Below are 21,912 nucleotides of genomic sequence, written 5' to 3'. Positions count from 1 at the left end.
TCTGGCTACTCCGCAACATATTGCGGCCAGTTGCCTTTGATGTAGTCCACGAATGTATTCGAGATGCCTTCGGCATTCAGATATTCACGGCTTGCTGGCAAGGTGGCCGGCGTGAAGCTGCGGTTGGCTTCATAGAGTTTCGGGAAATCGTGGTTCCACATGCCCGCTCGACCAAGCATCGCGTAGTCGTACCCGGCCGCCAGCACCTTCTCGGCGTCCGCCGGTGTTTCGAGTGCACCTGCTGCACCCAGTCGTGTGTTGCCGCGCTTGAGGGCACCGAAGTGATCCAGCAAGGATTTTCCTTTGAAGTCGTCTTCTTCAGGTTCCTTGAAGCAATCCCACAGCGACATATCCAGGAAGTCCACACGGTCGTCGTTCAGGAGTTTTTCGGCAACACCGAGAACCTCGCCGAGTTGCATGCCGAAGCGCTCCGGCGACAGGCGCACACCCAGTACAAAGTCCTTGCGGCAGCGGGCGCGCACGCCCTCGATGATCTCAAACAGGATGCGGTAACGACCCTCTGTGTCTCCGCCATACTGGTCATCACGCTTGTTGATGGAAGCGCTGAAATACTGGCACAGGATGTAACCATGCGCCCCGTGCAACTCGACGCCATCAAAACCTGCCGCCTCGGCGCGTTCAGCACCCCGGACAAAATCCTCAACGAGTTGCTGCGTCTCAGCGAGTGACAGCCCACGGGCGCCGGACCGCTCGTTGTCGGATGGGCATACGGGAGGCCCGTCCAGCAGGTCCTTTACCAGCGAAGATCGCATGCCTGCGTGATGCAGTTGAACCAGGGCGACACTGTCATGCGCCTTGATGCCGTCCGCCATGCGGGTGAGGCCGGGAATGTGTTTGTCATCCCAGATGCCCAACTGGCCCGGGAAGCCCTGCCCGATAGCCTGCACGTGCGAGGCACACGTCATGGTGAGTCCAAAGCCGCCCTTGGCACGCATGGTGAGCCATGTGTACTCATCATCCGACAGGGTGCCGTCGACATGGCTCTGGCAGTTGGTGAGGGGGGCAAGCATGAAGCGGTTTTTCATGGTGGGACCGCTCGTGAAAGAGAGCGGTGACAGCAGGTCTGTCATCTGGGCAGGCTCCGAATGGTGTGAAATTCAATATGGATTTGACGCTCAGGGTGCGCATTCGCAGGGCTTGCGTCAAATCGGTTTTGTGAAACAGGAGGTGAAGTTGCCTCCACCTGGAACTTGGACCGGCTCAGGGATATTGGAGAACCAGCTTCGTCGGGAGCGCAGCTAGGGTGCTGCTGCGCCCTGCTCTGCCTGGCGCAGCACACGCAGGAAATTTCCGCTCCAGATCTTTTGAATGTCCTCGGCGGAATAGCCCGCCTGCACCAACGCAACCGTTACATTCAGTGCTTCACTGGCGTCCGCAAATCCGTCGATGCTGCTGCCGTGGTTGAAGTCATTGCCAATGCCGACATGTTCAACGCCGATGCGTTCCACGATGTAATTGATGTGGGCAATCATGTCGGCAACGCTGCCCTTACCGATGGTGGACCGCATCTTCATCAGGAAGGCGCGCTGGGCGTCGGGGTCTTCAAGCTCCCAGTAGAGCTCGTAAGGGTATGAATATTCTGCGGGCAGACCTGCTTCGAGGCGGACGGCTTCCACCGCAGCCAGGGTCTCTGGATCCGACAACTGCACCAGGTATGCGCCAAAGGCAGCGATATGAATGACACCACCGGTTTCACCGATGCGATCAATCTCCTCATCAGACAGATTGCGGGTGACATTGGAGATGGCGCGTACGTTTGAGTGACTGGCAATGACGGGCGACGTTGAGAGATCAATCGCCTGCAGCGTGGCGGCCTTTGACATCTGCGACACGTCAACGAGAGCACCAAGCGCGTTGACTCTGCTGACCGCCTCAACACCAAGCGGCGACAGGCCGCCGTGTTCTTCGGTCGGCTCATAACTGCCGGTTGCTCCGTCATAGAGTGGGCGTGACGAGTCCGCAAAGTCGTTGTGCGCCAGGTGGTTCAGCCCAAAGACGCGCATGCCTGCAGCATAGAAGTCGTCGAGCGCTGAAACATTGCCTTCCAGTGACCGCGCATTCTGGAAACCCAAAATGAGGGCCGACTGACCAGCGGCATCGGCTGCAACAATCTCGTCTGCTGTTGTGGCCAGAACGACTTCGTTCGGCGCCGCAGCCACAAGCGCGAGGACGGCAGCCAGTTTCTCATCCACTTGCGCCCGCGCGGCCTTGTCAGCCTCCGGCGTGCGTGGCCCCGGGCCAACCGCGAGCGACATGACCACCGCGTCAACGCCGCCTGCGCGCATCTTCTCCGGCGAGACTTTGGAAACACCGCCTTCAGCAAGATAGCTTTCGGACGTCGAAGGAATGACGATGTCCGCATGGGCATCCAGCACGAGGCTCTGGCCATGAATGACGCGGGCCTGCTCAAGCAGGGCAGCATCGGAAGTGACATCCTGTGCATAACCCGAACCGGCGACCAGCAGGGCAAGGCCTGCAGCGGTGCTGGCCAGGGCTTTGCTCACGGTAAGGCCTCGGCTCGAGGCCAAATTTGGCAGAGGTTTTTTTCTGAGATGAGTCACGGCTTCCTCCCGGGGATGCACAGTTTGTTTTGTGTCGTTCCCGGGAAGTGTCGGCATTTGTCAGCCGCTTGTATAGGTGTGGCTACGCGCGTGCAGGTGACAGTTTCAAAACGCGCCGCACGAAACCGTACATCGCATCTTTGTGAGTCAGCATCGGCTGCTCGATCCATAGCCATGACATGGTGGCGACGGGAATTGTGATGGCCAGTGTCGCCACGAACAGCTCCAGCGGCCCCAGTGCGGGCAGTTGATAGATCAGCAATTGCTGGATCGGGAAGGCATAGATGTACAGGCCGTACGAAATGTCGCCGAACTGATTGAATTTGCGCACAGGCCCTTCGGGAATGAAGGCCACCCAAAGAGACGTGTATGCAACAAAAACATATAGCGCCAAAGGAAAGGCAGCTGTGCCGTGGGCAACAACGGATGACGCGAGAAGCGCGATCACACCGCTCCAGTGCAGAGGAATAGTGTCGCGCAGCTCATGCGCCAGCACACCCAGACCGAAGCACAGGCCAAAGCGCACCAGATGCTGCACCGGCGTGATGTCGGCAAAGAGCGTCGGCATGAAAGACAGGACGATCAACGGCGCACTCAGCACAGCAAAGACCGCAAGCATTTTTAACCGGTTTGAGAACACGCCGAGCATGCCCAGAACCGCGAGTGCTGCGTAACAGACAATCTCGTAGCGCAGTGTCCACAGTGACCCGTTGACCTCGAAGGGCACCGGATTGGTTTCAAATACGCCGGGCAGTATGGCGTCAGGCGTCACAAGGCTCGCGGTCAACGGCACATAGGCCATGGTTTGTGGGGACGTGAAATACGCCCACAGGGAAAGACTGGAAGCAAACGGCAGCACCATCAAAGCAGTAATCACGACACAGACAATCAGTGCCGGGAGAATACGAATGGCGCGCGCTGCCCCGAAATGGGTCAGCGAAGACGAGCGGTGCCAGCTGCGGATCACCAGAAACCCGCTGACAACGAAGAAGATATTGACCGCGTGATAGCCCAGCGTGAAACCGGTCAGATCAGCCAATGGCTGGGAACTGCCCTCGCCATTAACGATAAGATAGCTGTGAGACAGCGCCACAAGGGCTGCTGCTACCAGCCGCATCAAATTGAGATTGTTGTCGCGTCCAGAAGACACGTCTCCAAGGATCTTAACCCTAGCCATACCCGTTCCCGCCCAAATATCTGAGGCATTGCGCTGTGCCCTTTATGGACAAATGCGCGCTGAGCGCCTCGATAAGACAGGGCGTTGCGAGGAATGTGCCAGTGGCCGGGAGTGAGGCGTGGGCTAGAACACATCCCGGAATTATTTCCTCGCTAACTCTGGAGAATCGAGATGTAGCCACGACAATCAGAAGCTTGGTGGACAGGCCCCATACAAGAGGGCTTATCCCCGGTGCAACAGGGTATGAGAAAATTGCTGATCGCAACTTCTCGAGGCCCTCATATGCACGAAATTGGATCCTACTGGTACTTGGGGCCGCAAGCCCAAGAAAACATCCTGAGCGGAAATGCAAAATCAAACCCGTTCAAGCTTGTTCGCAAGATAAAACTTGATGACGCCTACCAGAAATATTGTCGACTTCTTGAAGCAAAGGGTGCTTCCTTCGACTTTTTAGGCCACACGGGCGAGGGCGCTACTTTGCTGGTTGGCGAAGGGAACCTGAGCTTTGCTCTCAGTCTCGCTAAGACGAACCCGCGTCGCGCTAGCAATTTATTGGCCACGACTTTTGAGTCGAGGGTTGACATATCGAACTCCGCCAAACGCAACGCAAGCTATATTAGATCACTCGGTTCGAGCGTGGAATACAGCATTGATGCCACCAAGCTAAACAACCACTTTAGCTCCAAGCGTTTTCATCTCATCATTTTCCAGTTTCCGAATGTCCATAGTAGAAACCCAGTCTACGGCAGAAATCCAAACCACGTGATGATCAGGCGGTTTCTAAAGTCGGCTGCGGGCTGCCTTCTGCCGACCGGATTAGTAGCGATATCAATCGTAAACAGCCCCTACTATCTTGGCGCATTCAATCTACCTGACGCCGGAAAAATGGCTGGACTTAATAAACCCGAGGTTTATCCATTCCGACCAAGTGATTTTTCTGGATATACCCATGTGAACACTGAGGGTCCTGACAGCGCGATCACGAAGTACGACTCTTTCAGCACTTGGGTTTTCCAACTGAGGCATCAGACTCATCATGGGTGATCCTCAGAAGGTGACTTCTATGAATCTGCCAGCAGGTGCATCACTCATACTTGGATTTGTTTCGGCCGCGCGCGAGGCGGAGTTGTTGGAGTGGGTAAACCATCAGAACTGGCGGGATGATCTGCGTCGCCGGGTCCAGCACTATGGCTGGGTTTACGACTATCGAGCCAGACATGTCTCTGCGGACGCTTATCTCGGCCCGCTGCCCCCACCCCTCAGGGCCGAGTGTGACCAGCTCAGTGCTTCGGATATGTTTGATGAGCAGCCAAGCCAGATCATCGTGAACGAGTACGAGCCCGGGCAGGGCATCGCTCCACATATTGATTGCGTTCCCTGTTTTGGCCCTGTGGTCGCGTCGTTGTCGCTTGGGTCACCGTGCGAGATTGTTTTTGGCAACAGAACGAGCGGCGCGAGGCTGAGCTGTATGCTAGAACCGCGGAGCCTACTGGTTCTTGGCGGGCCTGCACGCTTTGAGTGGACACACACAATCCCCGCCCGCAAATCCGACATGGTTCAGGGTGTTCGAACACCGCGCAAACGACGGGTGTCGCTTACATACAGAACAGTGCTGGCGAACTAGAAACCACGACCGTTGCTCTTCATCTGGCAGGCCGCGCGATCGATCATACATCGCTGCTTTGCTCAACGTGCTTGCTGTCGAACTCCGCTATCCGCTTTGCCGACGGCCGGGCTTCGCATCGATTGATCCATTCCTTGATGGCCTGATTGTCCGGCGCGGCATCGGGAGACCAGGTGAATGTCGAGACCAGCAAGAGGTCCGCCGCCGTAAAACTCTCTCCTATCAGGTATGGGGCGCTTTCCAGCGCACGGGCCAAGCGGGCGATCATCTCGGGCATGCCCCGGAACGTGACGTCGAGGACCGGATGCGACAGGCCGGCCACGCCAATTGCGACGACCGGCTCTACGACGTTGCCGTACCAGGCTAGCCAGCTGAGATAGCGGCCGCGCTGCGGGTCGCCCACAACCGGGCCCATCCCGGCCTTGGGGAACAGGTCGGTGAGATAGAGGATGATCGCATTCGATTCCCAAATCTCGACACCGTTGTGAACCAACAGCGGCACCTTGCCCTCAGGATGCGGGTTCTTTGGGTCGTGCCCGCCCGTTCCGTCATTGCGCGCGACGCCGACAATCTGGACATCGATCTCGCTCCAGACATTCAGTTCATCAATCAGGCGGATGATGCGCGACGAACGGGAGTTGGGCGAGTGGTAGAGGGTCGGCATGGTGTGATCTCATGATTTGGTTTCCACGTGACGTCTGGTATAGGCGGACCCTACTGTCAGTTTCCGTCAGGATGTCATGAGAGGGTTTCATGAGTCGGCCTGAACGCCTTTTTCGCCTTCTGAACGCGCTGCGGGTGTTGCCCAAGCCAGTGACGGCGGCGCGACTGGCGCACGAAACCGAAGTCTCCGAGCGCACGCTTTACCGCGACATTGAAAGCCTGCGGGCAGGTGGTGCATTGATTGATGGTGCGCCCGGTCTTGGCTACACGCTCACTGAAGACCCGGCCTTGCCGCCGCAGACATTCGATCGGATCGAGATGGAGGCGCTGGTCGTTGGGCTCAGCGATGTGCGTCAGCGGGGCGACCCGCATCTGGCACAAGCCGCTGATGCAGCCCTTGCCAAGATCACAGCAACGCTGCCTGACCGTCTGCAGCGCCAGATGCTTCACGCGACCCACATGGTCTATCGGTATGAAGCGTCGGACAGTGACACGCCGGACATCTCGGATATCCGTTCGGCCTGCTGGGATGAACGCGCCCTCGACATTGACTATCGCGATGCGGACGGCGCCAGGACACAGCGGCGCATCTACCCACTGGCCATCGTTTATCTCGACACCGGCTGCGCCTTGCTCGCCTGGTGCTGCCTTCGCAAAGACTTTCGAAAATTCTGGGTGGCGCGGATCAAAGCTTTCAAGCCCACCGACGAAAGCTTCCACCCGGAGCGTGCCAGGCTCCTGCGCACCTATCTTGCCCAGTTTTCATGAAATGAGGCGTTGGTAGTTCTGGTGCTTTCGAAAATATAAGTGGCGCACCCGGCACGATTCGAACGTGCGACCTCTGCCTTCGGAGGGCAGCGCTCTATCCAGCTGAGCTACGGGTGCTGGTCCGGCGAGTGGGGCCACTTGGAGTGACCCTGTCACGGGAGCGCGGAAACTAGCGCGGTTGGGGGGCGGCGGCAATCATGCAGATTGCGCTGCGGGCCTGAATTTCGCCGAATTTGGACAAAAACCTGATCGCGCTTGGCTTGGGGGCAAGGTGGCGCGATAGTCGCATGGGTTGCGGGGAAGGAGGCCGGACGATTCGTTTTGGCCTTTGAACAGGCGTGTTTTGTGCCTTTTTGGGACTTTTTTGTTCTGACGGGACACATGAGACCGCCCTGGACCGGCAACGAGGCGCGACGACGATGGCGACACCAGCACAGACAGCTGCCAATGAAGCAGCCCGCAAAGCGGCACAGCGCTCGCCTTTGCTCAAGCTGGCGCCGTTTGAGGCCTATGCTGACCCAGTCTGTGCGCTCAAAGATCCCCGCCTTGTGGCTTTGCACGACTACTGGCGCGGCAAGCGCGGCGCGACGCCCATTCCCGCACGCGAGAACATTCACCCGCGCGACTTCGTGAACCATCTGCCGCGGGTCTTCTTGATTGATGTGCTGCCGGATGGGGGCTTTGCCTTCCGGCTCGCGGGCACGGCGATTGTTGATCTGTTTGGCTGCGAGCCGACGGGTAAGTCATTGCTCGATGCGCTGGGGCCTCAGGCGGCCCGGCTGGCGTCGGCTGTGTTTACGGCGGTTGTTGAATATGGTCGGCCCATGCGCACGCTTGGCGCCATGGACTGGTGGACACCGCCCAAGGAAGCGTCGTTTGAAGCACCGGCCCATGATCTGGCGCATATGACGTTTGAAGCCGTGCACATGCCCCTGTCGCCCAATGGCGCAGAGGTGGACATCATCATGTGTGCGCTGGTGGCGTACTCCGGCGACGACCAGCCGCCGTTTCCCGAGATCGGCATCTAGGCTTACAGGTTGAGGCCTAAGGCTCTAGCTGTTTGTCGACCGGGTGATTTCCAGGAACACATCTTCAAGATGACCTTCCTCGATCGACAGATCGCGGATGGTGATGCCCGCTGTGCTGACATGCTCAAGGATCTCGGCCACGTTCTGGCTTGAAGGACGGTAGCCGATTTCCAGCACGCCGCCGGGCAGGATGCTGGCGTCATATTTGGTGAGGCTGCCGGGCACGTCATTCAACGGTGCTTCCGGTGTGACCAGCAGCGTCTTGCGGTCCAGCCGTGACACGAGCTGGGGCGTTGGCTCGCAGGCCACTACTTCACCGTGGTTGATGATGGCGATCTCGTCGCACAGGCTTTCTGCTTCTTCGAGATAGTGCGTGGTCAAAACAATTGTCACGCCGCGCTCATTGAGGCCTTTGACATAAGCCCACAGCTGCTGACGCAGTTCGATGTCCACACCGGCAGTTGGCTCATCAAGCACGATAACGGGGGGTGAGTGCACCATGGCCTTGCCCACAAGCAGTCGGCGACGCATGCCGCCAGACAGAGTGCGGGCATAGGCGTCCTTCTTGTCGGCCAGGCCCATGGCTTCCAGAATTTCGTCGGTGCGGCGCTCAGCGCGCGGCACACCATAGAGGCCCGCCTGCAGCTCCAGCACTTCGCCGGGCGTAAAGAACGGGTCGATGTTGAGTTCCTGCGGGACGACGCCGATAGAGGCGCGCGCCTGGCGCGGGTTCTCGTCGATATCAAATCCCCAGACATCCACCTCGCCTTCCGTCTTCACCACAAGGCCGGCAAGGACGTTGATAAAGGTGGATTTGCCCGCGCCGTTGGGGCCCAGAAGCCCAAAGATGCTGCCGCGCGGAATGGTCAGATCGATGCCCTTGAGCGCCTCTTTGGCGGGCTCATTGTTGGATGCCTTGTAGATCTTGCGCAGACCGCGCGCCTGAATGGCGGGGATGCGCGTGGAGGCATCGCTTTTCAAAGCGGCAGGGGTTTCCATATCCATGGGCGTCTTCCTCGGCCGGTGGCAGGCTCTTTGTGAGTCCGCTTTTCCGGGGTGGCGTTGGTACACCCGTGCAGGGTACGCGGTCAAACCTGGGGTCTCAATTGTAAGGGTCAAGCCCCTTGCGCTTTGTGCCCCAGGCCTCAACCACGTCAACTCCATTGTTTTTGAGAAGTAGCAGTACCAATGACGCCGCAGACACATAAACGAAAGAAGCGGAGAAAAGCGAGAATGGCACCGCTGCCCAATTCATCCATAGCGTAACGCTATCCAGATGCAGCTCATACGGCGCATCCTTCCAATAGAAGCGAACACTCTGAAACGCGGACATCAAACCGACGATGGCCTCGCAGGCAACGCAGATGAGAAACAGAACACCCGCCCGTCTGTATGTGATGAGTTTCCAGCGATAGTTCGGGCGAAAGAGGGCGATCAGGAAAAGCGCGCCCACTACAAGCGGGACCAGAAACGAAAGTACGCTCAAGGCAACTACCGCAAAGCCACCCTGCGTGAACATTGAATTCTCCCTTTTTCATTGGTGGTCGCATGATAGGTTGGTCACTTGCATCAATGTGACTTTGACTATCGTCTGGAGTGTGTTGCGTGGCAACCAAGAAGACATCGAGCGGCGGAACGCCCGTCACCAAGAACAGCCATCTTTATCTGGTGGATGGGTCCGCCTATCTGTTTCGGGCCTATCACGCGCTGCCGCCGCTGACGCGCAAGTCTGACGGGCTGCCGGTGGGGGCTGTGTCGGGCTTTTGCAATATGCTGCAAAAGCTGGTGCTGGCCTCCCGGGAGAAGGGCAGCCGGGATGCGGCGACGCATTTTGCGGTGATTTTTGATGCCAAGGGCAACACGTTCCGCAACGAGATCTATTCCGAGTACAAAGCCAATCGCGATGCGCCGCCGGAAGACATGGTGCCGCAGTTTCCGCTGGTCCGCGATGCGACGCGGGCGTTCAGCCTGCCCTCCATCGAGATGACCGGCTTTGAGGCCGATGATCTGATTGCCACTTATGCGAAGCAGGCAGCCGCGCTGGGTGCTGAAGTCACCATCGTCTCGTCGGACAAGGACCTGATGCAGCTCGTTGATGACAAGATCGAGATGCTGGACCCGATGAAGGACAAGATCATCGACAGCGACGGGGTTGTTGAAAAGTTTGGCGTGACACCGGACAAGGTTGTGGAGGTGCAGGCGCTGGCGGGGGACTCGTCAGACAATGTGCCGGGTGTGCCGGGTATTGGCATCAAGACGGCGGCGCTGCTCATCAACGAGTTTGGCGACCTTGAAAACCTGCTCGCCAATGCGGAGACCATCAAGCAGAAGAAGCGCCGGGAAAACCTCATCGAGTTTGCAGAGCAGGCACGCATCTCACGCCGGCTTGTGCTGCTGGACCAGGACGTGCCGGTGGATGTGCCGCTGGACGACATGGTGGTTATCGAGCCGGACGCCAAGAAGCTCATCGGCTTTTTGAAGGACATGGAATTCAACACCCTGACGCGGCGCATGGCGGAAATGCTGGACGCCGACGCAGATGCCATTGAGGCGGCGGGTGATCACAAGTCCGAGGCGAAACCGAAGGCTGCCCCATCGGTGGAAGCCGGTGAAACCGGCGGCACGCCCGGCGCTGTAGACCCGACTTATGTGGACAACCCGCCCATTGAAGAGACCGAGTATGACTGCGTCACGACCCTTGAGGCGCTGGACGCGTGGATTGCTGAGTCCTATGCGACGGGGCTGATCGGGCTTGATACGGAAACCACCTCTCTCGACCCCATGTCCGGGTCCCTTGTGGGCATCTCGCTGGCAACCAAGCCCGGGCGTGCCTGTTACATTCCCCTCACCCACGGCATGGCAAGCGAAGGCACGCTGGCGCTGGATGATCCGGCCCCTGAACAAATTCCTGTCAAGGATGTCATCTCACGGTTGAAACCGCTGCTGGAAGATGGCGGCGTCATGAAAGTGCTGCAGAACGCAAAGTACGACCTGGTGGTGCTCAAGCGTGTCGGCATTGACGTCTATCCCATCGATGACACCATGCTGATTTCCTATGCGCTGGACACCGGCCTGCACAGCCACGGCATGGATGCGCTGTCACAACGGTTCCTTGAGCACACACCCATTCCCTTCAAGGAAGTGGCGGGCACGGGGAAGTCACAGATCACCTTCGACAAGGTGCCCTTGGACAAGGCGACCCGCTACGCCGCCGAGGACGCGGATGTCACGCTCAGGCTTTATCACGTACTGAAGCCCCGTCTTGTGGGCGAGCGGATGATGACCGTCTATGAAACGCTGGAGCGCCCCATGGTCGGCGTGCTGCAGCAAATGGAAATGGCGGGCATCAAGCTGGACCCGGCCATCCTCAAGCGCATGTCCAGTGACTTTGCGCAGAAGCTTGCAGGCCTTGAAGCGGAGATCCACGAGCTTGCGGGTGAAGAGTTCAATATCGGCAGTCCCAAGCAGCTGGGCGAAATCCTGTTCGACAAGATGGGGATTGAAGGCGGCAAGAAGACCAAGACCGGAGCCTGGGGCACGGGTGCGGATGTTCTGGAAACGCTGGCGGCGCAGGGCCATGACCTACCGATCCGCGTTCTGGAATGGCGTCAGCTCTCCAAGCTCAAAAGCACGTATACGGACGCCCTGCCGGACTTCATCAATGAAGACACGGGCCGCGTGCACACAAGCTACTCGCTTGCTTCCACCACCACGGGGCGGCTGTCATCGTCAGACCCGAACCTTCAGAACATTCCCATTCGGACGGAAGAAGGCCGCAAGATCCGCACAGCCTTTGTGGCGGATGAAGGCAATGTGCTGATCTCGGCTGACTACAGCCAGATCGAACTACGGGTGCTCGCGCATATGGCGGGCATTGATACGTTGCGGCAGGCCTTTGCGGACGGGCTGGACATTCATGCCATGACGGCGAGCGAAATGTTCAATGAGCCGATTGAAGGCATGGACCCGATGATCCGCCGCAAGGCCAAGGCCATCAATTTCGGCATCATCTACGGCATTTCCGCGTTCGGGCTGGCGAACCAGCTGTCTATTCCGCGCGGTGAAGCTGCCGACTATATCGACAAGTACTTTGAGCGCTTCCCGGGCATTCGCGCCTATATGGACGAGACCAAGGCCTACGCGCGCGAGCATGGTTTTGTGTCGACGCTGTTTGGCCGCAAGACACATCTGCCGGAGATTGCCTCCAAGAACGGTGCGCAACGCTCGTTCACAGAACGCGCAGCCATCAATGCACCTATCCAGGGATCAGCCGCAGATATCATCCGCAGGGCAATGATCCGTATGCCGGAAGCGCTGGAAGCTGCGAAGCTGCCAGCGAGAATGCTGTTGCAGGTGCATGATGAGTTGATCTTTGAAGTGCCCGAAAAGCAGGCGGACAAGACCATCAAGGTTGTGCGCCAGGTCATGGAGGGTGCAGCCGCACCTGCGGTCAATCTCTCCGTGCCACTGGTGGTGGACGCCAATGCGGCGTTAAGCTGGGCGGAAGCGCATTAGCCTGCAACATTTGCCGCAGCTGGGGAGCAGCGCATGACCATCGACAATGATGACGATCTGCAAGGCCTGAAAAAATCCGGGCGGCTGGTTGCGGACATTTTGCAGTGCATGGTGCGCGCGGCCGAACCCGGCATGACGACCCGGGAGCTGGACAGCATCGGGGCCGCGATGATGGATCGCGCCGGTGCCCGCTCCGCCCCCGCCCTTACCTATGATTTTCCCGGCGCCACCTGCATCAGTCGGAACGAAGTCTGCGCCCATGGCATTCCTGGTGATGACGTCATTCAGGCGGGCGACCTCATCAACATTGATGTGTCGTTGGAGCTTGATGGCTACTTTGCGGACACAGGCGCGAGTTTCAGTGTGCCGCCGGTGACACCCGCCATTGCCGCCCTGTGCAAGGCTGGCCGCATGGCGCTGGAGCAATCCGTACGGCAGGTCAAAACCGGAGCGCGGTTCAATGTCATCGGGCGCACGGTTGAGAGTGTTGCAGCCAAGCGTGGCTTTACGGTGATCGACAATCTTGCCAGCCATGGCGTCGGGCGGGCACTGCATGAAGAGCCACGTGAAATTCCAACCTGGTATGACAAGCATGACCGCCGCCGGATAACGGAAGGTCTTGTCTTCACCATTGAGCCGTTTCTCTCCACCGGTGCCACGCAAGTGGATGAACTGGATGACGGCTGGAGCCTGTTTACGCCCAAGGGCACGCTGGCCGTGCAGTACGAGCACACGCTCGTCGCCACACGGCGTGGACCTATCGTGGTGACGCAATTGCCGGATGCTGCCTGACATGACTGATATTCCTCCGGATCAGGCTTGGCGGCATCTCCCGGTATGGGAGCAGAAACTGATGGCGGTTTCGCCTGTTGGCCCTGTGCTGACCGGCCTTGCCATCGCCGCCATGGTCTTTGCCAGCTACTACGTGGTGACGCTTATCGAAGGCGTTTCAATGTTCGACGATGGGCCGCGTAGCGTGGCAGGCCTGTCTGCCGATAGCTGGGCAGCATTTGTCATCTCGTTGTTTGCATGGGCGTTCATCTCCGCCAACGAGCTGGCAGGTCGGCGCAACTTTGCGGACATCTACGTGCTGGCCCCAAAGCTTGCCGGCGTGACGGTTGACGAACTCCTGGCGGCCCTTGAACCCTCTCCCGAACGTCAGCGTGGCGGGTGGATCGCTGCCGCATTTGGATTGGCTCTTGGAGCCGTGCTTTTTATTGGGCAACGCGATGCGGGCACGCCTGAACGTGGGTACTTTGAAGAATTCACACCCATTGCATGGTGGGCCATGATCGCAACCATGATCCTTTCCAGTCTTGTCATCCGCTGGGTGGTCATGGCGCGGGGCGATACCGCCTACGTTACTGACAATCTGATGGACAAAGCGAAACTTGATTTGCTGTCCCAGTCAGATGCACAGGCAGTTGGACACATTGCCCTTCGCGGGGCGGTCGTTTGGCTCCTGCACGCAGCCATCCTTTTTTTGCTTTTTGTCGGACAGCCTCTGAACGCTGTGCTCATCGCGACCTTCTGTTTGATTGTCGCCATCGCATTCATGGTTTTGATTACGCCATTGCGATGGGTGCACCAGCTGATCGCGCGAACCAAGGAGCGCGAACTGACAAAGATACGCGAAGACATACGTCAGGCTCGCCAGCAGGTCGTTCACCACGGCCCGGTAGGGGCGGAGGCCGGAAGCCGCCTTACAGGCCTCTTGGCTTATGAGGCTCGCATTGAGGGCGTGTCGGAATGGGCGATCGACGTGGGCACCATGTTCCGTTTTGCAGGTCTGTTGAGCCTGCCGGTCATCTCGTGGACCGGCGGCGCTTTTGCCGAGCGGATCATTGACTGGATGATCGGTTAGATCTTCTGGAAAACACCCGCCCGACGCGGGTCGCCGGCGCCTTCCATGACACCATTCGCGTCGCATGACGCAATGTGGACGCCGCCGAAGAACATGTTGGGCTCGCCCCAGGGCTCGACAATGTCGAACTCCTTGCTCATGGCGTCGCGTTCGGCGTCCGGCCAGCCTTCTTCGAAGCTGAGTTTGGCGGGTGGGCCATCATTCTCAACACCGTCGGCCCGTGTCCCTTCTACATGAATCCGTGGATGCATGACGGCGTCTTCCGCGTGTGCGCCACGGGCCAGCAGAATGACTGTTTGCAGCAGCGCCGAGCGGATGCGGTTTGACCCGCCGGACCCCAGAGCCGTAACGCCGCCTCTGTCATCATGGGCGAGCATCGGCGCCATCATGGAGCACATGCGCATGTTCTCCGCCCACTGATGGAAGCCGCCTGGATTGATGTCGTCTTCGCCCAACATGTTGTTGAGCATGAAGCCGCAACCGGGCACGAGAGCGCCACAGCCTTCGCCGTTGGAGACGGTGGCAGAGGCTGCGTTTCCATCTGCATCCACCACGCTGACATGGGTTGTCCCACGCAAGGCCTGCGGGCGTTGCTTGGCTGGTTTCTTCAGTTCGGCGCGTATCGCCACCAGCGCATCCGGGTCACCATTGCATTGCTCACGCAGGGCGTTCATCCACAGCAGGGCTGCCGCCAAGTCCTGGGCCGGCACGCGCTTGCGTTTGTGAGAGGCTTCAAGGCGGTCCAGCCCCAGGGCAACCATGATACCGCCTGACGACGGTGGCGGTGCCGTCTCGATCATCAGGTCACCGGCATGGGCCACGAGGGGGGCGCGGGTGGCAGTTTCGTAAAACCGAAAATCATCAAGGGTGAGGTGGCCGCCTGCGTCTTCCGCCTGACGCGCCATCGCCTGCGCGATTTCGCCCTTGGTGGCCAGCACCAGGCCTTCACGGGAAAGGGCATCAAAGGCGTCCGCGAGGTGGGGGTTCTTCTGTAGAGCACCCGCTTTGAGCAGCTCGCCCTCATCGTCTGTAAACAGATCGCGCAGCTGTGGCGTTGCCTTGAGGATGGGGTCCACCACACCAAAGAGATAGGCCTGAAATTCTGTGATCGACACGCCTTCCTTTGCGGCTCGAATTGCAGGTTCTGCGATACGGGTCATGGGGACACGCCCCAGACGCTCATGCACCGCAAAGATGCCCGGCAGGAACCCGGGAGCCGCTGCAGCACCAAGCCCTATGTGAAAGGCCTGGGTGACACTGCCGAAATCCACATGGACTTCGCGAAAGTCTATGTCGCCCTGCGACCGTTTGCGGCGCGGGGTCTGGGCAAAAAAATCGAAGACGCGGGTTTCGCCCTTGGAGCGGGCGGTGAGGAAACCACCGCCGCCGGGCGACGCGAGCACCGGCTCGGCGACACAGGCTGCCAGCAAGGCTGCAATGGCGGCATCAAATGCGTTGCCGCCATCCTCCAGAAGCTCAGAAGCCGCTGCCGCTGTGACCTGATGGCCTGCGGCAACGGCTCCCTTGTGAGGCATAACTTTGGTGTCGCGCGGTTATTCAGCAGCGGCGGCAGATGCCGGAGCTGCTTCACGGACATCCGGATCAACGTGCTCTTCAAACTTCTGGAAGTTTTCGATGAACATGTTGACCAGAGCGCGGGCCTGCTTGTCGTAGGCATCGCCATCGGCCCATGTGTCACGCGGGTTCAGCAGGCGATCATCAACACCATGCACTGAAACAGGCACTTCGAAGCCGAAGTTGGCGTCGGTGCGCATGTCCGCATTCATCAGGCTGCCATCAAGAGCGGCATTGAGAAGCGCACGTGTTTCCTTGATCGGCATACGGTGGCCAACGCCATAGACGCCGCCGGTCCAGCCGGTGTTCACAAGCCAGCAGTTCACTTTGTGCTCATGGATGAGATCACGCAGCAGATTGCCGTATTCGCTTGGGTGGCGCGACATGAAGGGCGCACCAAAGCAGGTTGAGAACGTGGCTTCCGGCTCGGTCACGCCCTTTTCAGTGCCGGCAACCTTGGCGGTATAGCCGGACAGGAAGTGATACATGGCCTGGCTCGGCGTGAGCTTGGCGATAGGGGGCAGCACACCGAAGGCATCAGCTGTAAGCATGATGATGGTGTTGGGCTGGCCGGTAATGCCCGACAGGCTGGCATTAGGAATATATTTGATCGGATACGCGCCGCGGGTGTTTTCCGTCAGGGTCGCGTCGTTGAAATCAAGCTGGCGGGTGTCCTCGTCCATCACCACATTTTCGAGCACGGTCGCAAAGCGCTTTGTGGTGGAGAAGATTTCAGGTTCTGCTGTCGCAGAGAGCTTGATCATCTTGGCGTAGCAGCCGCCTTCAAAGTTGAAGAGGCCGTTTGGTCCCCAGCCGTGCTCGTCATCACCGATGAGCTTGCGGTCGGGATCAGCTGAGAGCGTTGTCTTGCCGGTGCCGGAGAGGCCGAAGAAGATGGCGCTGTCGCCGTCCTTGCCGGTGTTGACCGAGCAGTGCATCGGCATGATCTTTTTCGGCGGCAGCTTGTAGTTGAGCATGGAGAAGACGGACTTCTTCATTTCGCCTGCATAGGACGTGCCGGCAATCAGGACGACCTGATTGGTGAAGTCGCAGGCGATCACTGTTTCAGAGCGGCAGCCATGGCGCTCAGGGTCAGCCTTGAAGCTTGGCAGATCGATGATCTTGAACTGCGGCTCGAAGGTTTCAAGCTCTTCGCTGGTCGGCTCGATCAGCAGGTGCTGAATGAACAGCGAGTGCCAGGCAAACTCGGTGACAACGCGAGTTGGCAAACGGTGGTCCTTGTCGGCACCGCCGAACAGGTCCTGCACGAAAAGCTCTTTGCCTTTGGCGTGGGCCAGCATGTCAGCGTGGAGGGTGTCGAAGGCCTCCTGGGTCATGCCCTTGTTGTTGTCCCACCAGATGGTGTTCTCGGTGTCGTCGGTGCGAACGATGAATTTGTCCTGAGCGGAACGGCCGGTGTGGGAGCCGGTCTTGACGACAAGCGGGCCTTCAGCGGCGAGCTTGCCTTCGGTGCGCTCCAGAGACATTTCGACGAGGGACGCGGCGCCATGGTTCCAGTGTTGAGCCCTGATGTCGGAAAAGCCCATTTTATCGAGGCCGTAGCTTGAAACCTTAGGACCGGTCTGTGTCACCTTCGTCGTCTCCTTAACGTCGCCCCGCTGCGGATCTTGTGTCGCGCGGGAAGCGAACCTGATGTCTGTCTGCGTGGCGGACAATCCGCCCTAGTTCCGCTGCGTGAATGCAGCGTGGCTTAACGCTTTGGCGCTACAGAGTCGATCCACAAAAGCCGCAATTCGAGCCGCTTTTTGGTGCAACGCCGGTGGTCTTTGACCTGATGCACGCATCGCGCCAACCCGGGCACTGTCCACGTCTTTTCAGGGATGCGTGAAAAACCGCAGATTTCCCATAAAAATTCAGGGCTTAGCCAAATTCGGTCTTCAAGCGCCGTCAAAATATGCCGCGTCATAATGTTGCGCAACAGGCGGCGACGATTTTCGGGAATTGCGGTTACCGGGAGCAAAGCAGCGTGTGGAATCTGCAACGGATTCGCAGTTAGTGGACATTGGCTCCCGCGCTTAGTGAGTCTCTGCGGCGTTGCACAGGCACTTTGGCCCGGCGAAATAAGGCGCTACAACATGAACGCGTCATCTTGATGCCCGATTCCCCGCAGATATCTGCGGTCTGCGATCGGTCCTGCACCATCGACGACATGAATTTCAGCGAATGAGAAGAAGGCGAACTCCCCCATGCCCACAGTTGCCCTGGTGGACGATGACCGCAACATCCTGACATCGGTGCAAATGGCACTGGAAGCGGAAGGCTTCACCGTGCGCACCTATAGCGACGGCGCTGCCGCCCTTGAGGGGCTGGCTGGCAAGCCGTGCGATGTTGGCGTGTTCGACATCAAGATGCCGCGCATGGACGGCATGGAACTGCTGCGCAAGCTGCGCCAGACCAGCGAGATGCCGGTCATTTTCCTGACCTCCAAGGACGACGAGATTGATGAACTGTTCGGCCTCAAGCTGGGCGCGGATGATTACATCAAGAAGCCGTTCTCCCAGCGCCTGTTGATTGAGCGCATTCGTGCCGTCCTGCGGCGCGGGTCGCCCAAGGACAGCTCGGGCAACGGCAACGGAAAAAGTTCCAACAGCAATGGCGAACTGACCTCCACAACCGAAGCCCAGGGTGTGATTGAGCGCGGACGGCTGGAGATGGATCCCGAGCGCCACGCCTGCACATGGGGCGGCAAGCCGGTGACACTGACGGTGACCGAATTCCTGATCCTGCACTCCCTGGCGCAGCGGCCCGGCTATGTGAAGAGCCGTGACGCACTTATGGATGCGGCATATGACGATCAGGTCTATGTGGATGACCGCACCATCGACAGCCACATCAAGCGGCTGCGTAAAAAGTTCAAGGCCGTTGATACTGAGTTTGACGCCATCGAAACGCTGTATGGCGTCGGTTATCGCTACAAGGAAGAGTAGCAAAGCCCATGGCGGACACACCGCGCAGTTCCAGCAGCAGCAACGGTCGGCTCCCCGGCTGGCTGGCTTCAGCGCGCGATTTCGTCATGCCCCTCACCGCGCGGGCGCGGCGGACACTCAATGACCTTCAGGTGCGCGGGCGTTTCTCCACCCTCACCCGCCGCATTGTGGCCTTCAACGTGCTGGCGCTGGCTTTGCTGGCCGCGGGCATTTTGTATGTGAACCAGTTTCAGGCCGGGCTGATTGACCAAAGGGTGCAGAACCTGCGCGCGCAGGGCGAGATCATTGCCGGCGCGCTGGCAGAGGCTGCGACCATTGAGCTTGAAACACAGATCATCGTGCCCGATGGCCCGATCCCGCAGATTGATCTGACGGTTGCTGCCCGTCAGGCCCCGATTGACCCACAGCGCGCAGCCGCCATTCTGCGGCGCCTCGTCTTGCCCACGGATGCCCGGGCGCGGCTCTACAACACCAACGGCGTCATCGTTGTGGACTCACAGTTCATCGATACCGGGCGCGACGTTATTTCATACGAGCTGCCACCGCCGCAGGATGACGACTTCACGCTTGTCGACTGGTTCAACGTGCTTGTGTCCGGCCTCCTGCGCGGCTCGGATGTTCCCCCTTATGAAGAGCTGCCGGGCGACAAGGGCCTCAGCTACAAGGAAGTGCGCGGTGCATTGCGCGCAGAGCCCACCAGCATGGTGCGCGAGAATGATCGCGGGCAGTTGATTGTGTCGATTGCCGTGCCGGTTCAGCGTTTCAAGGCGGTGATGGGCGCGCTGTTGCTCTCCACTGAAGGGGGCGACATCGACGCCCTGGTGCGCGCGGAACGCATGGCCGTGTTGCGGGTGTTCGGCGTGCTGATGGTCGTGTCCGTGCTGCTGGCCATCCTGCTTGCGGGCACGATTGCAGCACCGATCCGCCGGCTGGCAGAAGCAGCCGAACGTGTGCGCCACCAGCGGCACACGCGCGTAGAAATTCCAGATTTTCGTGACAGGCGCGATGAGATCGGCGAGCTATCGGGCACGCTGCGTGACATGACGCGCGAGCTGTACGCCCGCATTGACGCGACCGAACGGTTTGCGGCGGACGTGGCCCATGAACTCAAGAACCCCCTTACCTCCTTGCGCAGCGCCATCGAGACATTATCCATCGCAAAGGATGACAAGGCGCGCGAACAGCTACGCGCAATCATTGCGGATGATGTGACACGGCTTGATCGTCTGATTACAGACATCTCAGAAGCCAGCCGCATTGATGCTGAAATGAGCCGCGCTGAGGCCGTCCCCATTGATCTGACGGAGGTTCTGGCGACCTTTGTGCGGAACTACACCCAGTCGCGCGATGGTGCTGAGACCCGCGGTGTCCGCGTGACCTTTGATACGTCCACACCGTCCACCCAGCCATTTGTTGCTGAAGTGATCGAACTACGGTTCGGGCAGGTGCTTGCCAACCTTGTGGACAATGCCGTGTCCTTCAGCCCTGACGGCGGCACGGTGGTGCTGGCGATCAAGCGCAATGGCGGTGATATCGACATCACGGTGGAAGACAGCGGCCCGGGCATTCGACCTGAAAACCTCGAGACGATTTTCAAACGATTTTACACAGACCGGCCCGAGCCTGATGCCTTTGGCAAGAACTCCGGTCTTGGCCTCTCCATTTCGCGGCAGATCATGCAGGCCCTTGGTGGGTCGCTGGACGCGGAAAACGCGACAGATGAGAACGGCAAGACGACAGGTGCCCGCTTCATCATTCGCCTGCCGGCCAAATGACGGACACGCATCACGCAACCTGCGTCGCCCGTCGCGGACGCGCCGCCTTGCTGCGCGGCCCTTCAGGGTCGGGCAAGTCCGACCTTGCCTTCCGTTTTCTGGAGACCTACGCGGATGCATGGCTCATTGCCGATGATCAGGTGATCCTGTCAGGCGCGGGGTCGCATGTTTACGCGTCGGGCCCCAATGTCCTCAAAGGGCTTCTTGAGGTCCGGGGTCTGGGCATTGTCAGTCGTGCGGTGCCGGCGGATGCCAAACTTTTTCCAGTTGCCCTGATTGTGGATATGACGCCGAACCAAGCCCTCCCGCGTATTGCGGAGCCTCATTTTGAGACCGTGAATGGCGTTGATTTGCCGGTTATCCCCTTGGCAGCATTCGAGGTTTCAGCCCCGCAAAAACTCGCGCTGGCGCTTGAAACCATCGGCCAGGGGCACTTTCCCGGCGACGATGGTCGTATGAGCTGAGACCGCCCGGCACCCTTTACGCGCAAATACCGCCAAATCTTCTTGCCAAATCGCCCCGGAAGGCGTTGAGATCATCCTTGACGCTCAAGTGTTGGACGTCAGCGCCGCTCCTTGGGATCAAGGCACGGCTTCAATTCCACCGTATACGGATCACTGAAGACACATGATCGGTCTTGTACTTGTTACCCACGGACATCTGGCCACAGAGTTTGCTGCTGCTATGGAGCATGTGGTTGGTCCGCAATCGAATACCCGCGCCATCTGCATCGGACCGGATGACGACATGGAGGAGCGCCGCAAGGAGATCATCTCCGCCGTCGGCGCTGTTGAAACCGGCGATGGCGTCATTTTGCTGACGGACATGTTCGGCGGCACACCGTCGAACCTTGCCATCTCCGTCATGGAGCAGGCCAATGTGGAAGTGCTGGCAGGCATCAACCTGCCGATGCTGATCAAGCTTGCCAGCGTCAGAGTGGATACACCTCTTGCCGAGGCGGCTGCCATGGCGCAGGAATCAGGCCGCAAATACATCAACATTGCCAGCGAACTCCTGGCGAACGACAAATAACAAAAAGACTGCTGCAATCATCAGGCGGTCAGGGATGAAACACGGGCCATGAGTGCGCCGGACGACAAGCAGGGCGATACGCCCCAGGGGGGCAATCTGTCCCGTGACCTCACAATCACAAATGCCCGTGGCCTGCATGCCCGGGCATCGGCGCGGTTTGTGAATCTGGCGGAATCATTTGATGCGGATATCCGCGTATCCCGTGATGGACAGACAGTTGCCGGCACATCGATCATGGGGCTGATGATGCTGGCTGCCTCGAAAGGCTGCGGCATCAAAGTGCAGGCGTCAGGCCCTCAGGCAGAGGCGGCCATGGAAGCGCTCAGCAAGCTGGTGACAGATAATTTCGGTGAGGAATGAC

The 21,912-nt window shown here is 59.1% G+C and carries 20 protein-coding genes and 1 tRNA gene; 12 read left to right on the top strand and 9 right to left on the bottom strand.

Features of this window, described 5'->3' with window-relative positions; genetic code table 11:
* Window positions 1–5 precede the first annotated feature (5 nt).
* The 3 genes from ABXH05_RS09210 to ABXH05_RS09200 all read right to left on the bottom strand — a co-directional run bounded on the left by ABXH05_RS09210 (window position 6) and on the right by ABXH05_RS09200 (window position 3,759).
* Complete coding sequence (locus ABXH05_RS09210) at window positions 6–1,091, bottom strand: NADH:flavin oxidoreductase (RefSeq protein ID WP_353560747.1); 1,086 nt, start codon at window positions 1,089–1,091, stop codon at window positions 6–8.
* A gap of 168 nt (window positions 1,092–1,259) precedes the next feature.
* Window positions 1,260–2,525: a dipeptidase gene (locus ABXH05_RS09205; RefSeq protein WP_353560746.1), complete on the bottom strand. Its 1,266-nt coding sequence runs from the start codon at window positions 2,523–2,525 to the stop codon at window positions 1,260–1,262.
* Between the two features lie 139 nt (window positions 2,526–2,664).
* Window positions 2,665–3,759 carry an acyltransferase family protein gene (locus tag ABXH05_RS09200; RefSeq protein WP_353560745.1) on the bottom strand — a complete coding sequence of 365 codons (1,095 nt, stop codon included), beginning with the start codon at window positions 3,757–3,759 and terminating at the stop codon, window positions 2,665–2,667.
* A 243-nt stretch (window positions 3,760–4,002) separates the two neighbouring features.
* Here ABXH05_RS09200 and ABXH05_RS09195 point away from each other — a divergent pair, with 243 nt between their 5' ends.
* Both ABXH05_RS09195 and ABXH05_RS09190 read left to right on the top strand, forming a co-directional pair.
* Window positions 4,003–4,803, top strand: a complete 801-nt coding sequence (locus ABXH05_RS09195) for a class I SAM-dependent methyltransferase (protein WP_353560744.1) — start codon at window positions 4,003–4,005, stop codon at window positions 4,801–4,803.
* A 19-nt stretch (window positions 4,804–4,822) separates the two neighbouring features.
* Entirely contained in the window at window positions 4,823–5,383 is a 561-nt protein-coding gene (locus ABXH05_RS09190) for an alpha-ketoglutarate-dependent dioxygenase AlkB (protein WP_353560743.1), read from the top strand.
* 43 nt (window positions 5,384–5,426) lie between these two features.
* Here ABXH05_RS09190 and ABXH05_RS09185 read toward each other — a convergent pair whose 3' ends face one another.
* Complete coding sequence (locus ABXH05_RS09185; protein ID WP_353560742.1) at window positions 5,427–6,047, bottom strand: glutathione S-transferase family protein; 621 nt, start codon at window positions 6,045–6,047, stop codon at window positions 5,427–5,429.
* An 89-nt stretch (window positions 6,048–6,136) separates the two neighbouring features.
* Between ABXH05_RS09185 and ABXH05_RS09180 the strand changes: the two genes are divergently transcribed.
* Window positions 6,137–6,814, top strand: coding sequence for a helix-turn-helix transcriptional regulator (locus ABXH05_RS09180; RefSeq protein WP_353560741.1), 678 nt, complete (start codon window positions 6,137–6,139; stop codon window positions 6,812–6,814).
* 40 nt (window positions 6,815–6,854) lie between these two features.
* On the opposite strand, the gene ABXH05_RS09175 is transcribed toward ABXH05_RS09180, so the two are convergent.
* Window positions 6,855–6,931: transfer RNA gene (locus ABXH05_RS09175), tRNA-Arg, on the bottom strand.
* A gap of 302 nt (window positions 6,932–7,233) precedes the next feature.
* Between ABXH05_RS09175 and ABXH05_RS09170 the strand changes: the two genes are divergently transcribed.
* On the top strand, window positions 7,234–7,842 hold the full coding sequence (locus ABXH05_RS09170; RefSeq protein ID WP_353560740.1) for a PAS domain-containing protein: 609 nt from the start codon (window positions 7,234–7,236) through the stop codon (window positions 7,840–7,842).
* A gap of 24 nt (window positions 7,843–7,866) precedes the next feature.
* Here the strand turns inward: ABXH05_RS09170 and ABXH05_RS09165 are convergent, their stop codons facing one another.
* Complete coding sequence (locus ABXH05_RS09165; RefSeq protein WP_353560739.1) at window positions 7,867–8,847, bottom strand: ABC transporter ATP-binding protein; 981 nt, start codon at window positions 8,845–8,847, stop codon at window positions 7,867–7,869.
* Between the two features lie 97 nt (window positions 8,848–8,944).
* Window positions 8,945–9,361: a hypothetical protein gene (locus ABXH05_RS09160; RefSeq protein WP_353560738.1), complete on the bottom strand. Its 417-nt coding sequence runs from the start codon at window positions 9,359–9,361 to the stop codon at window positions 8,945–8,947.
* Between the two features lie 86 nt (window positions 9,362–9,447).
* On the opposite strand from ABXH05_RS09160, the gene polA reads away from it, so the two are divergent.
* Genes polA through ABXH05_RS09145 form a run of 3 tightly spaced genes read left to right on the top strand, consistent with a single transcriptional unit; the run spans window position 9,448 to window position 14,221 of the window.
* Entirely contained in the window at window positions 9,448–12,357 is a 2,910-nt protein-coding gene (gene polA / locus ABXH05_RS09155) for a DNA polymerase I (RefSeq protein WP_353560737.1), read from the top strand.
* A 33-nt stretch (window positions 12,358–12,390) separates the two neighbouring features.
* Entirely contained in the window at window positions 12,391–13,149 is a 759-nt protein-coding gene (gene map / locus ABXH05_RS09150; RefSeq protein ID WP_353560736.1) for a type I methionyl aminopeptidase, read from the top strand.
* 1 nt (window position 13,150) lies between these two features.
* Window positions 13,151–14,221, top strand: coding sequence for a hypothetical protein (locus ABXH05_RS09145; RefSeq protein WP_353560735.1), 1,071 nt, complete (start codon window positions 13,151–13,153; stop codon window positions 14,219–14,221).
* On the opposite strand, the gene ABXH05_RS09140 is transcribed toward ABXH05_RS09145, so the two are convergent.
* Window positions 14,218–15,756 carry a gamma-glutamyltransferase gene (locus ABXH05_RS09140; protein WP_353560734.1) on the bottom strand — a complete coding sequence of 513 codons (1,539 nt, stop codon included), beginning with the start codon at window positions 15,754–15,756 and terminating at the stop codon, window positions 14,218–14,220. The genes ABXH05_RS09145 and ABXH05_RS09140 overlap by 4 nt on opposite strands.
* 18 nt (window positions 15,757–15,774) lie before the next feature.
* Window positions 15,775–17,388 (bottom strand): phosphoenolpyruvate carboxykinase, encoded by a 1,614-nt coding sequence (locus tag ABXH05_RS09135; RefSeq protein WP_353560733.1) that lies wholly within the window; start codon window positions 17,386–17,388, stop codon window positions 15,775–15,777.
* Between the two features lie 615 nt (window positions 17,389–18,003).
* On the opposite strand from ABXH05_RS09135, the gene ABXH05_RS09130 reads away from it, so the two are divergent.
* The 5 genes from ABXH05_RS09130 to ABXH05_RS09110 all read left to right on the top strand — a co-directional run bounded on the left by ABXH05_RS09130 (window position 18,004) and on the right by ABXH05_RS09110 (window position 21,911).
* Complete coding sequence (locus ABXH05_RS09130; protein ID WP_043948208.1) at window positions 18,004–18,744, top strand: response regulator transcription factor; 741 nt, start codon at window positions 18,004–18,006, stop codon at window positions 18,742–18,744.
* An 8-nt stretch (window positions 18,745–18,752) separates the two neighbouring features.
* The gene (locus ABXH05_RS09125; protein ID WP_353560732.1) at window positions 18,753–20,519 is read left to right on the top strand and encodes a sensor histidine kinase; all 1,767 of its coding nucleotides are present in this window, start codon (window positions 18,753–18,755) and stop codon (window positions 20,517–20,519) included.
* The gene (locus ABXH05_RS09120; protein WP_353560731.1) at window positions 20,516–20,983 is read left to right on the top strand and encodes an HPr kinase/phosphorylase; all 468 of its coding nucleotides are present in this window, start codon (window positions 20,516–20,518) and stop codon (window positions 20,981–20,983) included. The genes ABXH05_RS09125 and ABXH05_RS09120 overlap by 4 nt, the downstream gene beginning before the upstream one ends.
* Before the next feature lie 163 nt (window positions 20,984–21,146).
* Complete coding sequence (locus ABXH05_RS09115; protein WP_348136953.1) at window positions 21,147–21,551, top strand: PTS sugar transporter subunit IIA; 405 nt, start codon at window positions 21,147–21,149, stop codon at window positions 21,549–21,551.
* A 48-nt stretch (window positions 21,552–21,599) separates the two neighbouring features.
* Window positions 21,600–21,911, top strand: a complete 312-nt coding sequence (locus tag ABXH05_RS09110; RefSeq protein ID WP_353560730.1) for an HPr family phosphocarrier protein — start codon at window positions 21,600–21,602, stop codon at window positions 21,909–21,911.
* The last annotated feature ends 1 nt before the right edge of the window (window position 21,912 follow it).

Source organism: Pyruvatibacter sp. HU-CL02332, from assembly GCF_040362765.1.
In the GTDB taxonomy this organism is placed as follows: Bacteria; Pseudomonadota; Alphaproteobacteria; order CGMCC-115125; family CGMCC-115125; genus Pyruvatibacter.
Note: the sequence above shows the minus strand (reverse complement) of the source record. Positions and strands in the feature narration are given on the sequence as shown.